This is a genomic window from Fluviicoccus sp. (genome assembly GCF_030646115.1).
In the GTDB taxonomy this organism is placed as follows: domain Bacteria; phylum Pseudomonadota; class Gammaproteobacteria; order Pseudomonadales; family Moraxellaceae; genus Fluviicoccus.
This window is the reverse complement of the sequence record NZ_JAUSMX010000019.1, coordinates 116379-129078: the sequence shown is the minus strand read 5'-3', so window position 1 is coordinate 129078 and position 12700 is coordinate 116379. Positions and strand designations below refer to the sequence as shown.

Sequence of the window (12700 nt, the reverse complement as noted above, 5' to 3'; positions counted from 1 at the left end):
TACCGCAACATACACATCACTCTTGCCGTCATTTGTCCAGACGCGCCAGACGCCAGAGCGCTTTCCTCCTTGCGAGCCGATGCAAAACCTGAAGGTAAAACCGGACAACTTGGACATGTGTAGCGAGTTTTGGTGGCCTAACTTTGATATTAACACCAAATTCGGTGCCTGAATTTTACGGAAACGACGTTGAAAAAGACATTTCCCGCAAAGCGACCGCGCCGCAACAACCACAAGCTACCACACCCCCAAAATCCCGACAACGACCCGCCTTGAATTCCAGCCGACCGTGTGTCGTAGATCTGGCAGACGTCATGCCCAGCCGACTTGATAAAACCGGAAGGGCTTATGCCTCCAAGGCCTTCCGCCACTTCGCAATCAACGCCCCATGATCCGCCTCATCCGGATGAAACCCCGCCTTATAAAACGCCAGATAATGCGGCAACGTATTCACCACCAAATCCAGCAGATAAGCCGCATCGCGCACATTCAGCAGCAGCTTGCGCGCACTGCCCAGACTGGCCTTGCGGTCCTGCCACAACAGATTGCCGGTCATGGTCGCCACCCCCATCACAAAGCCCACCGACACCGTGCGCATGCTGCGCCGCCGCTGCGCCAGACTCTCCTTGCCGTTGCCGAACACCGCCTGATAGACATTGAACGCCACCGCCTTGTGTTCCAGCTCCTCCAGCGCATGCCATAGCCACAACTGGCGCAGGTTGTCGTCAAAACCGTCAAACAGGTGCGGACGGCTCAGCAGGTGCGCGGCAATCAACGCCGTGAAATGCTCATAGGCCACCGTCGCCGCCAGCTGCCGTCGCGGCGAGCGGGAGCGCAGCGTGGCCATGCCATGCTCCATTTCCTGCTCAAAGCGCTGCAACCGGTAATCGTCCGCCTGAATCACCGCGTTGAAGCGGGCGTGTGCCTGCGAGTGCATGGCTTCCTGACCGATGAAGGCGGAGATGTCCGCCTGCAATTGCGGATCGCTGACCTGATCGCGGACGTTACGCACGCTATGGACGAAGAACTGCTCACCGTCCGGGAAGGTCAGTGACAACGCCGTCAGCAGGTGCGACATCAATGGCGATTGCCCGGCGAAGTAATGACGGTTCAGCGGCTGTGCTGCATCGAAGCGGGTGCGGCGGACGGTAATGGCGCTCATTCCGGGCGGCTCCGCTCAGACTTCGTGGATGAACAGTTCGCGCTCAAAGCGCACCTGCGGCCAGAACACGCCGTCGTCGGAACGCTCCCCGGCGGCCACCACCATGATCGGGAAAGCGCCGTCCGGCAGGTTCAGCAGCTTGCTGACGCGGGCATCGTCATAGCCTTCCATCATGCAGGTGTCGTAACCGTGGGCGCGGAAAGCCAGCACCAGGTTTTCACAGGCCAGCGCGGCGCTCTTGGCGGCCCACAGCTTGACCTCGTCCTCGGTGAAGGGGCCGCGCGGCAGCGGCGTGAAGATCCCGCCCACCGAGATCGCCGCCTTCTTCACCCGCGCAAAACTGTTCAGCGGACCGGGCATGTAGTTGTAGGGAATCATCTGGTAGTAACGCTTTACCAGCGGCGGCACTTCCGGCATCGGCCAGTCGCGCATCATTTTCTTCGAGAACTCGTTGACGCGGTCGGTGCGCGCCACGCAGACAATCAGTTCCGCCGCGCTCTTGGCCGCCCACTGGCTCATGCAGGCCTTGACCAGCTTGGCTTTCTTGTCGGCGGAACGCACCACGTAGAAGTCCCAGGGCTGCAGGCCGGAGGAGCAGGGGGCCAGCATCGCCAGGTCGAGGCAGTCATCCACCACGGCTTTAGGAATCGGTTTAGTGGTGAACTTGCGCACGGAGCGGCGGCTGGTGACCACCTGGCGGAAAGCTTCCACATCCATGCCTTCGGGGGCGGGTTCGTAATAACGTTGCTTGCCGTCGATCAGCTTGGTCTGGACGGGGGCGTGGGGAGAGGCGGTCATCGGTGAAGCTCCGGGCGATATTTGACAGTGTCAAAATTATCGAACTGTTTGATGGTTGTCAAACTGTTTCGGGCTTAGTTCGATGAGGGATTCCGTTGTTGCTCCCGCCACTCGCTGGGTGTCTTGCCGGTCCAGCGCTTGAAGGCGTGGGTGAAGTTGGCCGGTTCCACGAAACCCATCCAGGCTGCAATGTCTTCAATGCTGCGTTCCGGATTGCCCAGCAGGCGCATGGCATCCTGGCGGCGTACATCATCCAGCAGGATCTGGAAGCCGGTTCCCGCCTGCTGCAACTTGCGCTTCAGGGTCCGTGACGACATGAACAGCCGCGAGCACACCGTTTCCAGATCGGGATAGCCATCCGGTCCCCGCACCAGCAGTGACCGCAACAGGGTCAGGATGTCGGCCTTGCCCTGCTGTTTCCGCGCTTCCCGTTCCCGCGCCATCTTTTCCTTCATCAACTGCGCCATCACCGGATCACCGGTCTGGATGCGGCGCGTCAGATGGGAAGCGGGAAAACAGATCTGGTTGGCGTCCATGTCGAAACGGCAGGTGGGCAGGCGGTCGCGGTAGGCGGCGAAATATTCCGGCTCGGGATAGGCGAACCACAGCTCGGCATCGGGCCAGACGCCGCCGAACAGGTTGAGCAGGCCGCTCCAGACGCTGACCAGCGCCATGTCATAGGCGTAACGGTACAGCGACTCCGGCATCGGCAGGTCCATGCTGATGTCCAGTACGGCAAAGCCATCTTCCTCGTCCAGTTGCCCCCGGTAAACCGGGACGAAGACCTGGCTGTATTCGATACCCAGACGGATGGCGTCGCCGATGGTCATCTGGCTGAGCAGGGCAATGGCAATCAGCGAGAGGGTGCTGAGGCCGATGCGCAGGCCCAGTTCATAACCCAGGCCGCCTTCACCGCCGGACAAGTCAATGGCCTTCAACAACAGGCTCATGTGCTGGCGGATGGACAGGCAGGCGCCGTCCTCGTCCACCAGCGCCACGGGAATATCCAGACCGGCCAGCATGCGCTCGCGCGGGTAGCCGCGTTCGGCGCCCATCTGCAGGATCAGGCGGGCGAACTCCACCGGCACCGACGGAGTATCGAAGTCAACGCGTGGGGGAGTGGCCGATGTGCTCATGGGGGCGAGGTTCCTCTGATTGGCCCAAGATTACAAGCAGATTGGCCTGCGTCAAGCTCATGGGGAAATTATTGACATCGTAGGATGGTGACATCCCGGCGGGGCTGCGTTCCCAAGCCGTTATAACGATAACGAGAGGTCATCATGGTACAAGTGGATGTGTTCTGGGCTTACGGATTTGGCGCCAGTCTGGCGCTGGCCGCCGGCCCGCAATTGACGCGGCTGAAAAAGCCGCTGGAGAGCCGGTTCTTTGTCTGGACGGTGCTGTTCCTGGCCTTGTGCTGGTCTCCCACCGGCATGTTGCTGCTGATAAGGCATCCCTCGTGGGAAACCATGCAGGCCGCGGAAAACTTCTCCAGCATGCACGAATTCCTGGTGCTGGCCTTCGGCATCACCAACATCACCCAGGGCATCCTCGGCTTCTGGGTGGGTATGAAGTTGTTGCAGTGCGGCAAATATTACCTCGCCAACCTGAACTGGATGCTCGGCTACTTCGGCATGTTCTTCATTCTGGTTTACGGCTGGGACGGGCTGGGTTATGACCGCTTCTTCTATGACCGCGACATGGTGACGGGTTCGCCCGCGTGGACACCGGGTGTGGGCACCGGCGGCACCATCATGGGTACGGCCGTGGCTGCCTGGCATTTCATCACCAGCAGCGTGGCCATGACCTTGTATCTCGACGGCGTGTACCTGCTGCCGCCCTTTGCTGCCCTGATGTTCCTGTGGCACAGCGCCGCCCTGGCCGAACGCGGTCGTCCGGTGACGTTCTGGGGTTACGGGCCGATCCTGCTGATTTCTTATCTGGTGGCGGTGTTCGCTGTCAGCCTGGGGGCGGCCATCTTCAGCGCGGTAGTGGTGAATTATATTGGCTCGTTGTTCGGGGTTGGCAACCACATAGCCCGCGGCCTGGGTCAGGTTCCGGCGGATACCGCGGCGCACATTGCCAGCTATCTGGTCGGTCTGCCGGCGGCGCTGGCGGTGTTGTGGTTCACGGTGCTGAAACCGGGCGGCCTGGTCAACCGGGTGCTGTCGCCCTGGTGCCTGGACCGCGCGGCGCCGCAAGCCGGTTCTGTGAACGGCGCGCCTGCCCAACCCTGACTCAAGACATTTCCGGTACCGCCCCGCGGTATCCGGAATCCCCGGCAACACGCTTGCAACGAGGCATGCCCCATGCAAATCCGCCACGACGCCCTGATTCACTTCCCCATCGACCGGGTCTATGACGCCTTTCTCACCGGCATGGAACAACTGCCGCCGTGGTTGCCCAGCATCGACCGCATCGACATTACCCGTTTTGAGCAACCTTCCGCGCACACCGCCGAGGTGGACTACAAATGGCATATCGACACTTCGATCATTCCGGTGTTGCTGCGGCCCTTCCTGCGCAGCAACATGGACCATATCCGCTCCACCACCGTCTGGTGCGCGCAGCGGCGGGTGGTTGAATTCGAGTTTTACCACGATGATTACCGCAGCCTGTTCGACTGCAAGGGCACGTTTACCTTGGTGGAGCAGGGCAGCCACAGCATGCGCATCGACATTCATGCCGACCTTTATCCATACCCGGAGCGCTTGCCCGGCCTGCCGGTCTGGGTGGCGAAAAAAGGCCTGCCGCTGGTGGAGAAACTGATCGGCGACATCCTGAAGCCGTCATTGCTGGCGCTGCCGGAAGCCTTGCAGGCACTAACGGCCATCGCCGAGTCGCCGGAGGGGGCGCGGATACTGAGTTTCCCGAGCGCCGGCAATGTCCGGGAGGCCCGTCATGCCTGAGTTTTCGGTGATGCTGTTTGATGGCAAGTGCGTGTTCTGCAACGGCGCAGTGAACTTTGCGCTGGAGCGCGAGCAGCAACCGCTGTTGCGCTTTGCAGCGCTGCAATCGGAGGTCGGGCAAGAACTGTTGCGGCACCACCGCCTGCCCACTCGTGATTTCCGCACCTTTGTGATTATCCGCAACGGCCGGGCGTTTACCCGCTTCGAGGCGGCCGTGCAACTGGGCTACCTGATCGGGGGGAAGTGGGCGCGTCTGGCGAAGGTGCTGGACCTGCTGGTGCCCGACCTGATCGGCAATCCGGTCTACAGCCTGCTGTGGCCCTTGCGCAAGGTGTTCGGGGCGCATGACCAGTGCTTGCTGCCGTCGCCGCAGCTGCGGGCAAGGCTATTGCCGGGGGGAGACCGCTTTCCGGGCGATTCGCCGTCAGCGACTGACGCAGCCTAGGGTGAAACCGGGCTGTCCGGCCAATGCCAACCCCCTCGAAACGGTTCAAACAATACGCAAGCTGACAACAACAAGGAGACCCCCGCCATGGCAACATCATCAGGCTCCGTGGATCACCACGCCATCATCATCGGCGCCGGATTCGGCGGCATGGGCGCCGCCATCCAGCTCAACCGGCTGGGCATTGACGACATCCTGATCATCGACCGCGCCAGTGACCTGGGGGGCACCTGGCACATCAATACCTACCCCGGCCTGGCGGTGGATATCGCCTCCACCACCTACTCCTATTCCTTCGAGCCCAACCCGCACTGGTCACGCCTCTACGCGCCGGGAGCGGAGCTGAAGGCCTACGCCTGCCATGTCGCCGACAAGTACCGGCTGCGACGCTACATGCGCTTCAACACGACGGTGGAGAAAGTGGTCTATGACGAAGCGGCGAACCTCTGGACCGTCCACCCGGTCGGTCAGCCGCCGGTGACGGCGCGGCTGCTGATCCTGGCCACCGGCTTCCTCTCGCAGCCGAAGCGGCCGGACATTCCCGGCATTGATGGCTTCAAGGGCAAGGTCATCCACACCGCCGAGTGGGACCATGACTACGACCTGAGCGGCAAGCGCGCCGCTGTCATCGGTACCGGCGCCACCGCTGTGCAGTTGCTGCCCGCCATCGCCCCAAAGCTGAAGCAGTTGGATGTCTACCAGCGCACGCCGATCTGGGTGTCGCCGAAGGTGAATCCGGCCATTCCCAATCCGGTGCAGCGGCTGTTCGCGCAGGTTCCCGCCACGCAGAAGGCGGCGCGCTGGGCCGGTTCGGCCATCCTGGAAATCGGCATGGTCAGCGCCGCGCTGCACCAGCGCGAACTGCCTTTCCTCGGCAAGACGGCGGAGCTGTTCTGCCTGGCGCACCTGTATCGCCAGATCAAGGACAAGACCCTGCGCGCCAAACTGACACCGCGCTACAGCTTCGGCTGCAAGCGACCCACCTTCTCCAACGATTATTACCCCACTTTTTTACGGCCGAATGTCGAACTGGTAACGGACGGCATTGATCACATCACAGCGGACGGCATTGTCGGCAAGGACCGCGTCAAGCGCACCATCGACACCCTGATCCTCGCCACCGGCTACAAGGTCTGGGAGAAAGGCAATTTTCCGGCATTCGACGTGGTGGGCAAGGGCGGTGTAGAACTGGGGGAGCATTGGAACCGGCACGGCTACCAGTCGTATGAAGGCGTTACCGTTCACGGCTACCCGAACATGTTCTATCTGGCCAGCCCGTTTTCGTTTACCGGCTTGTCGTATTTCTTCACCATCGAGAGCCAGATGACGCACATGGCGCGCTGCCTGGGGGAAATGAACCGGCGGCAGAACACACGCTTCGAGATACGGGAGGAAGCCCAGCAACGCTTTGTGGCCGAGATGCACCGCCATGCCGAGAGCAGTGTCTTCGTCAATGGCAACTGCGCCCCGGCCAACAGTTACTACTTCAACCAGCACGGGGAGTCGACGTTGCTGCGGCCGACACCGACGCCGATGGCGCTGTGGCGGGCAGGGCATTATCCGCTGGCGGACTACCGGTTTGCCTGAGCGCCATCCGGCGGGGTGATGCCTCAGGGCATTCAGCCCGCAGCGGCCACCCATTCCTCGGTATGGCGGTGCCGGTACAGGCCGATGGCCTCAAAGGCGTCTTGCTGGTCGCCTGCAACCCGCACTCCCAGCAGGCCCAGCGCCAGGTTGACCGGTCCGATGCCGGCGCTGACCGGCTGCATCAACAGCTTCCCGTCGCGGAACACCGCTGCGCCCTGTATCCCGGCGCCGGCGAAATACTCCATTTCCACATAGGCCAGTGGTCCCAGCCGCGAGGCAGTCAGCAACCGGTCGATCAGTTGCGCCGACAGGTAATTGAAGCCCTCGGGAAAACCGTCTTGCGGCTGTTGCAGGAAGGCGTCGAGGTCGATGCCGCGCAAGGGCAGGAAGGCCAGTCCCTGATTCAGTGGAACCGGGGCGGGCAGGGGGTGGTGGCGGGACAGTTTTGTCAGGACGGAAGGCGCGGCGACAAGACCGGTAATGCAGTGACCCATGATGAGGGCATCTCCCGAATCGTTGAATAGAAATCGAATGGTTGGTTATTTTGCGGCAGGAAGTCTTCGCTGTCGACCTGTCGCCGACCGGCATCAGCGGGTATTCAGCAGAAACACGACCTCACCGCGATAGGCCGGATTTGCCTTCAGCCGTGTCTGCCAAGTCTCATCCCATTCCCCGCCCTGCACCAGGCCCACCTTGAAGGGAATTTCCAGCCGCGACAGGCTGTCCAGGTAGCGCCCGTAGTCAGGCTCAGTGCGGCGGCCGCGATAGGTCTGCACCACGATTTCATCCACCACGCCTTGCAGGCTGTTCAAGGTGGCGACATCCCCGGTTTGGGTCCAGTCAAGCAGGCCGGTGATGCTGAGGCGGCACCCGGCGGGCAATTGCGGTTTGAGCTGGCGCAGGAAGGCGGCGTAGTCGGCCAGTTTCAGGGTGCGGGCGTCGAAGTCGATCTGGATGCCGGCGATGTGCGCGCCGCGATGCTGCCAGCGTTTGAGGCGACTGAGCATGCCGGGCAGTACCGTTGGATGCCAGTCCAGCCGTTGCACCCGCCAGGACAGCCAGACCTCGGCCACAGCCAGCGGCACGGGGCTGACGCCCTGCATCTGCAAGGCGGCCGTGCGGCCGGTTCCGGACACCTCGCCTTGCAGGACGTAGAGGGTGGTGGTCAGCGGCAACAGGTTGGCGGGCGGTTTCACGGCCGCCCACAGCCAGAACTGGTGGTAGTTTCGTGCATCCACCTGGGCCTGAACCGGCAGGCCCAGACATAACGTCAGCCATAGCGCCGTGCGCCGCTTCACCAGTAGACCCGTTGCGCCTGCGCCCAAGTCGTTTTGCCGAAACGGGTTTTCAGCTGCGTGTACCAACGCTTGCGCTGTGCCTTTGGAACATCCTGGGTATCGCAATGGTTGCTGCCGCTGGTGGCGAAGCAGCGCAGCGCCCGGTACAGGGCATAGGCGCGGTCGTTGTCCGGTGCAGTGGTGTCGGCCATGACCTGCCGGTACAGGTCCAGGCTGCTGCGATCGCGGCTGCCGAAGCGATCAGGGCTGCCGCCCAGCAGGTCGGCGCGCGGGGCTTCATAGCCGTGATCGCTGTACTCGCGGAAGTAGTCGCCCAGGCAATTCAGGTGTTGGGCGCTGGTGGGGCGGGTTTCAAGCGTTCGCACGGCATCCGGCAAGGACGGGCAGTCATAAGCGCCGTTGTCCACGGCCCGTGACGGGGCGCTGAAGTCATTCGGGCCCAAGGCGTCCGCCAGCGGCAGGTCGGTCAGGAAGTCGGTATAGCGGGCGCGCGTCAGATCCTTGCGCAGCAGGCGGACGGCGGCGGCTTTGCGTTCGTCCAGAGGCAGGTGCTGACCGGCCATCACCGTGCGCAGCAGCGGCGCCGGGGCAATGCCCAGCAAGGGCTGGCGGAAGACGGTGTTGCTGACCGGGCTGTCCGGGGCGAAGACGGTGTCCAGCTTGTCGGCGCGCTCCAGCGTCATGGCCAGCGCCAGTTGCAGCAGCGGCGTGCGCAGGCGGTCTTGTTCAACCTCCAGCAGGTGCCGCCAGTGTTGCTCCGCATCATCCCAGCGTTGCAGCGAGGCCAGTGACAATCCGTGCAGTATTTGCGTGCTGAAGGCGGTGATGTCCATAGGCAGTACTGGCTCGGCAGGCAATGTAGTCGCTTGCAGGCTCAGTGCATAATTACCGTCTACAAAGTAGCGTTGGGAGGCAAGAAGGTAACCAGACCAAGCCGGAGCTGTATTGCCGAACGTGTCATTAATGCGTTTTTGCAGTTGGTCAGCGGTTGGTCGGGGCTTCTCACTCTCGGTTGCCCGCTGACTGCGCAGGGCATTAACAAGAAACAGCTCTGGCATGGAGCGTGGGTAGAAGTCTTCTTGCTGGACAAAAATCTTGTCATCAACCTCTGCCAGCAGCGATAAAGCGGTGTCGTTACGCCAGTCGGCGTCATAACGAGCAGCAAGCCGTTCGTGGTCCCCCATCAGCCAGTAGATGCGACGGTAAAGCCCATTGGCAGAGGCGGCATAACGGCCTTGGGGATAATAGGCAAGGTAGCTATCGGTGCGTTGCAGTGCCAGTTTTAGCTGTTCCATGTTCAATTTGGCGCGTTCGAAGTTGCCCCATTCGTTCGTAGCCATGACTTGAGCATGGTTCAGGGGCACCCGCAGCAGCATATAGCGGGCGGTTTCTGCCAGCCAAGGTTGTGTGGATGATGTCAGCGACTGGAACAGTGACTCAGACTCCTCATAATGTCCGGCATAAAAGGCGGTGGCGGCGGCTAAATAACGGCTGAAATCTCCGGCAATGCCAGTGCGCGGCAAGCTAGACAGAGGAGGGAACGTGTCACCTTCGCACAGGCCGTTAAGCTGCAGGCGCGCACCGGCCAGCGCCCTGGCTTCAGCGAGGTTAAGCTCGGCCACATCCAGCTGTTCCAGAAAAGCTGTTGTTGAAGGTGCTGAGTTTGATTGACAGGGTGAGCCAGTGCCATAGCCAAGACGCTCAACCAACTCGCTTTGCCAGCGGCTGTCCGGGATACCCAGTTTGGCCAGCAGCGCGGGTGCTTTCGGAGGCGGCGGTTCCTCTGTCGGTGCAGTCTGGGGTTGGCCCAGCACGGAGAAAATGGTGAACGGCACACGCTCCGGAGCGGATGAGGGGTAGTCCTGCTCGGCGGCATGCAGCGGGAACCGTCCCTTTTCAGCCAGTAACAACGCCAGATTGACGCGGGTGTCGTTGGCCGGGCTGAGGAAGGGCAGGGCCGACAGACCGCACTGGTTGGCGGTGAGCGTCATTTCCGGTTCGCAATAGTCATCGGAACAGGCCATGACGGGCGTTGTGGCAAAAACAGACAGGCTGGTGATCAACAAGGACAGGCGGCGCATGATCGGCTCGGCGGGCTTTCGGTCAGGGGGACGGACAGTTATAGTCCGGGACTGCGTTTAGCTTAACGGGGAAGCCCGCACCATGCCATTTGTTCCTGTTCGTGACGGAAAATCGTTGTACGTGCGCGTGGTCGGCCGTGGCCAACCGGTGCTGATGCTGCCCGGCCTGGGCATGCACAGCGTCCACTGGCTGCCGTTCATCCTGCCTTACCTGAACAAATTCCGCTTCTACCTGCCGGACTTCCGGGGTTTCGGCAAGTCGGCGCACATCCGGCTAAATCAGGCCGATGTTTTCCATAATCATATGGAAGACGTGCAGGACATCATCGCGTATTTCCACCTGCACGATTTCCTGCTGGCCGGAATTTCCCTGGGCGGCTCCACGGCGTTGCACCTGAACAAGGAGTTCGGTCTGCACGGGGTTCGGCGTTACCTGCATATCGACCAATCGCCCTGCGTCGGCAACCGGCCGGATTGGAACCACGGCCTGTTCGGGCATCGTCAGGATGAGTTGTTCGGGCAGATGCACCGCCTGGGCGACCTGCTGGATGAACACACAGCTTTGACCCACATCGGCGAAATGCCGCTGTCCGCCCGCCGTGAAGCCGCCGCCACGCTGGCCGAGATTGCCGCCGGCATGACCGGCAAGCCGTTGTTGAAGCCGGTCTTGCGCCAGCTGCTGATCAGTCCGGGGCAACTGACACGCTGGTTGCCGCTGAGCCGGGTAGACGACTGCCGGGCCTATCTGCGCGCCTATGTCGGCGGCGGTCACGATTACCGGCATGCCCTGCGGCAGTGTCCGGTGCCAGTGACGGTGATGGTGGGGATGAAGTCGCCGCTGTACGCCCCGGCGGGGCAGATGGCCATTGCCGACTATGCCCCCGACGCCCGGATTATCCGTTTCCACAAATCCGGCCATGTGCCGCTGATGGATGAACCGCTGAAGTTTGTGCGCGAGCTGGGACTGTTCCTGAACGGTCCGGTGCGGGGTTAAAAGCCTTCATCATCCTGTCAAAACGGCCAATGCCTTTGGTCGTCCATAATTCCTCGCATCACTGGCTTTCCAGGGCTCATGCTGTCCGTTTATCACATGGCCACTGTCCGTTTTTCCCATTTGATCTGCCTCAATCGGCCGATATTCTCGCCTGCGAAATAGGTCGAAAGACCGATTATCGGAATTTCACTGCCGTTCGGCGCTGAAAAACCATTCGTTGCAAAAGACGTATCGAACAGGGAGGTTTGAGGATGGCGGCTGTCAATTTCAAGGGGGCGGTGTGCGGGTTATGGTTATACGCGGCAGTGCCGTGCAGTGCACTGGAGCGTCTGGATGATGAGGCGATGTCCGGTGTCTCAGGGCAGTCACTCTTCAACTCTCTTTACACGGCTTCAGGGGGAAGCAACCCCAACGGAAACATGGCATTTTACCGGCTCATGGTGGATGCACAGATTGACCTCAACCTGAATATCCACAAGCTGGCCCTGGGCTGTGACGGCCCCAACGGCACAGGTGTCTGTGATATCGATATAGACCGGGTTGTGCTGACCGGCTTGGCGGGAACCGGGGTTGACGCCGGTCCGCCAACCGATTTCACGCTGTACCGGCCCTTTCTGGAGTTTGCCATCAGCAACCCGGACAGCCCTTCGACACGTACAGTCACGGGTATCCGCTTGGGCTCGGCGGAAGCTTTTGGGAGCATGAGTCTTGGCTTTCGACCCGCCGGCACCGATAACAATCCCGCCAACCACTCAGGCATTAACAGCTTTAGCGGCGACATGGTGGCCATGGTCAACAATGCCCAGTTACCGGTTTCACTCTGTCTGTTGAGCGCCGCCAATGCCACTCGGACCGGTTGTAATTTCGGCGGTGGAATTCCTCTGGGCAATGCGACGATCAACACCAATGATCCGAATCCGGGTGACAATGTCTTCAATCTGATTCTGAGGCGTCAAGGTATCAACGCGAATTCGCCGACGCTGTCGCCGGTGGTGGCGGTTGCTGTCGGCTTTTTGTCGCTGCATGCCGATTTCACCGAGGATCTCCGCTTTGTACACAGCCTGCAGATGGGCGCTGACACCAATGGCAACGGCCGTTTTGATGCCGGTGAAGGCACCCGGGATTTCTATCTGGGCTTGCAGAAACAGGCCTTGACCTGGCCGAAAGTCAGCACCGGGAATTTTGCCGGGGCGGTGTCGGCGGAGAAAGGATGGTGGATGTCGGTGCCCAAGGTCATACTGGGTGACTTCACGGGGCGGCGTGTCTATGCGGGAGCGGGGGAGGCCATTGGCAATCTGCTGGGCGGGGCGAATGTGCCTATTTCGAATGTTGACCTGAACCAGCGTCCGGTGGATAACTGCTGGGGCACCCTCACCTTTTGCTGAAGTGTCTTATGTGCTGCGGAAACTTCGGCAGAAAGTTCCGC

General features: G+C 61.3%; 12 protein-coding genes. 6 read left to right on the top strand and 6 right to left on the bottom strand.

Annotated elements, in window-relative coordinates; all coding sequences use genetic code 11:
* Positions 1 to 346: 346 nt before the first annotated feature.
* From Q7T36_RS14605 to Q7T36_RS14595, 3 genes are all read right to left on the bottom strand, one after another.
* A complete protein-coding gene (locus Q7T36_RS14605) occupies positions 347 to 1162 on the bottom strand; it encodes a metal-dependent hydrolase (protein WP_304850147.1) in 816 nt (271 codons plus the stop codon).
* A 15-nt stretch (positions 1163 to 1177) separates the two neighbouring features.
* A complete protein-coding gene (locus Q7T36_RS14600) occupies positions 1178 to 1960 on the bottom strand; it encodes a nitroreductase family protein (RefSeq protein ID WP_304850144.1) in 783 nt (260 codons plus the stop codon).
* Between the two features lie 74 nt (positions 1961 to 2034).
* Positions 2035 to 3096, bottom strand: a complete 1062-nt coding sequence (locus Q7T36_RS14595; protein ID WP_304850141.1) for an AraC family transcriptional regulator — start codon at positions 3094 to 3096, stop codon at positions 2035 to 2037.
* Positions 3097 to 3240: 144 nt separating this feature from the next.
* On the opposite strand from Q7T36_RS14595, the gene Q7T36_RS14590 reads away from it, so the two are divergent.
* The 4 genes from Q7T36_RS14590 (at position 3241) to Q7T36_RS14575 (ending at position 6901) form a co-directional block, all read left to right on the top strand.
* Positions 3241 to 4197: a hypothetical protein gene (locus Q7T36_RS14590; protein ID WP_304850138.1), complete on the top strand. Its 957-nt coding sequence runs from the start codon at positions 3241 to 3243 to the stop codon at positions 4195 to 4197.
* Positions 4198 to 4269: 72 nt separating this feature from the next.
* Positions 4270 to 4869, top strand: coding sequence for a hypothetical protein (locus Q7T36_RS14585; RefSeq protein WP_304850136.1), 600 nt, complete (start codon positions 4270 to 4272; stop codon positions 4867 to 4869).
* Positions 4862 to 5314, top strand: a complete 453-nt coding sequence (locus tag Q7T36_RS14580) for a thiol-disulfide oxidoreductase DCC family protein (protein WP_304850133.1) — start codon at positions 4862 to 4864, stop codon at positions 5312 to 5314. Before Q7T36_RS14585 ends, Q7T36_RS14580 begins: the two co-directional genes overlap by 8 nt.
* 87 nt (positions 5315 to 5401) lie before the next feature.
* Complete coding sequence (locus Q7T36_RS14575) at positions 5402 to 6901, top strand: NAD(P)/FAD-dependent oxidoreductase (protein WP_304850130.1); 1500 nt, start codon at positions 5402 to 5404, stop codon at positions 6899 to 6901.
* 32 nt (positions 6902 to 6933) lie between these two features.
* Here Q7T36_RS14575 and Q7T36_RS14570 read toward each other — a convergent pair whose 3' ends face one another.
* From Q7T36_RS14570 to Q7T36_RS14560, 3 genes are all read right to left on the bottom strand, one after another.
* Entirely contained in the window at positions 6934 to 7395 is a 462-nt protein-coding gene (locus Q7T36_RS14570) for a hypothetical protein (RefSeq protein WP_304850128.1), read from the bottom strand.
* Positions 7396 to 7488: 93 nt separating this feature from the next.
* The gene (locus Q7T36_RS14565) at positions 7489 to 8199 is read right to left on the bottom strand and encodes a DUF3142 domain-containing protein (RefSeq protein ID WP_304850125.1); all 711 of its coding nucleotides are present in this window, start codon (positions 8197 to 8199) and stop codon (positions 7489 to 7491) included.
* Positions 8196 to 10280, bottom strand: coding sequence for a hypothetical protein (locus tag Q7T36_RS14560; RefSeq protein WP_304850122.1), 2085 nt, complete (start codon positions 10278 to 10280; stop codon positions 8196 to 8198). Before Q7T36_RS14560 ends, Q7T36_RS14565 begins: the two co-directional genes overlap by 4 nt.
* 82 nt (positions 10281 to 10362) lie before the next feature.
* Here Q7T36_RS14560 and Q7T36_RS14555 point away from each other — a divergent pair, with 82 nt between their 5' ends.
* Both Q7T36_RS14555 and Q7T36_RS14550 read left to right on the top strand, forming a co-directional pair.
* Positions 10363 to 11274 carry an alpha/beta fold hydrolase gene (locus Q7T36_RS14555; protein WP_304850119.1) on the top strand — a complete coding sequence of 304 codons (912 nt, stop codon included), beginning with the start codon at positions 10363 to 10365 and terminating at the stop codon, positions 11272 to 11274.
* A gap of 251 nt (positions 11275 to 11525) precedes the next feature.
* Complete coding sequence (locus Q7T36_RS14550) at positions 11526 to 12659, top strand: hypothetical protein (RefSeq protein WP_304850117.1); 1134 nt, start codon at positions 11526 to 11528, stop codon at positions 12657 to 12659.
* The last annotated feature ends 41 nt before the right edge of the window (positions 12660 to 12700 follow it).